The sequence below is a fragment of the Bacillus sp. JJ1127 genome, assembly GCF_036965845.1.
GTDB lineage: Bacteria > Bacillota > Bacilli > Bacillales > Bacillaceae_G > Bacillus_A.
Genome location: NZ_JBALQK010000448.1, coordinates 1 through 1,272, shown reverse-complemented (window position 1 = coordinate 1,272; position 1,272 = coordinate 1). Strand labels below are relative to the sequence as shown.

Below are 1,272 nucleotides of genomic sequence, written 5' to 3'. Positions count from 1 at the left end.
AATAAAATACAGAATCATATTAATAATGGCAGCGATACATTTGGTGATCCAATTGATGTTGCAAAAAAGATTGTAGCGATTGCTGAAGCAAAAAATACAACACTTCGATACCCAATTGGAAAAGGCGTAAAATGGATGATTGTTGCGAAAAAGATTCTTCCGTGGAGATTATGGGAGTTTCTTGTTCTTAGAAGTTTTAAGAAGATGTAGAGTTATATCTTCTTAATCAAATAGAGCTGTTATTGTGTAGAGATAATACAGTTGTTTAATTTTGTTTCTAGAAATGCAGTAACCTTCTATCACATTGACTGATAGAAGGTTATTAAAGTTGTTTAATTTCGGAAGGCGAATCGTCAATTATAGCCCTCTTTTTTCATTTCGCATATTAATTATTAATCATTTTCATTAATAATTCCGTAATATACTAAATCCTCATACTTACTGTCTTTGATGACATGTGCCTTTAAAATACCTTCTTTTTTCATACCTATTTTCTCTAGAACTTTTCCTGAGGCTATGTTAGACGAAAAATATCGTGCAAACACTTTATGTAGTTTCTTTTCTTCAACAGCAAATTGTAAAATCGCCTGTGCTGCCTCTGTCGCATAACCATTTCCCCAATATGGTTCGCCGATCCAATATGCTATTTCACCATGGTTAAAGCGTTGATTGTTCGATAATGCGATGGCTCCAAATACGTCACCCGTTTCCTTGTCTGTTACCGCAAATTCATATGATTTATCCGCTATAAAATTATCGTAATGGTTTTTCATCCACGATAATGCATCATCTAAACTATACGGATAAGGCAAGTACAATGTACTTTTATAAATATTATAATTATTGCAAAGCGTCGCAACCGCTTCTGCATCGGATCTATGAAATAATCTAAGAATAAGCCTTTTTGTTGTAATCATTAATTTTTCGTGTTCATATCGCATACAATCGTCTCCTTTTATCTATAATATTTAAATCCTTCCCTTTTCTTAACCGTACAAATATCGAAATATTCTTATTTTTTTATAATATAAAAATAAATAAAACACGGCATAAAATTTGTATTTTATACCGCGTTTGAAAAATAACTATTTTATTTTTCAAACAACCTTATTATTCTGAAACAGTTATTATAGCTTGGAAATGAAGTTTCATTAAAAACATCTCACAAAACCATACTTCTCAATAACTAAAATCTCATTAATAGTATCTATCAATTATTTAGAGGCATGAAATTTTAAAATTCAACGCACTTCATCCCTTTAAATCAATGTT

At 30.7% G+C, this 1,272-nt stretch carries 1 protein-coding gene and 1 pseudogene; one reads left to right on the top strand and one right to left on the bottom strand.

The features are described from left to right. Nucleotides 1–210: pseudogene (locus V7183_RS25765) on the top strand (short-chain dehydrogenase); the annotation flags it as partial. Nucleotides 211–392: 182 nt separating this feature from the next. On the opposite strand, the gene V7183_RS25760 reads toward V7183_RS25765, so the two are convergent. Beyond that, nucleotides 393–941, bottom strand: a complete 549-nt coding sequence (locus V7183_RS25760) for a GNAT family N-acetyltransferase (protein WP_097898316.1) — start codon at nt 939–941, stop codon at nt 393–395. Nucleotides 942–1,272: the final 331 nt, after the last annotated feature.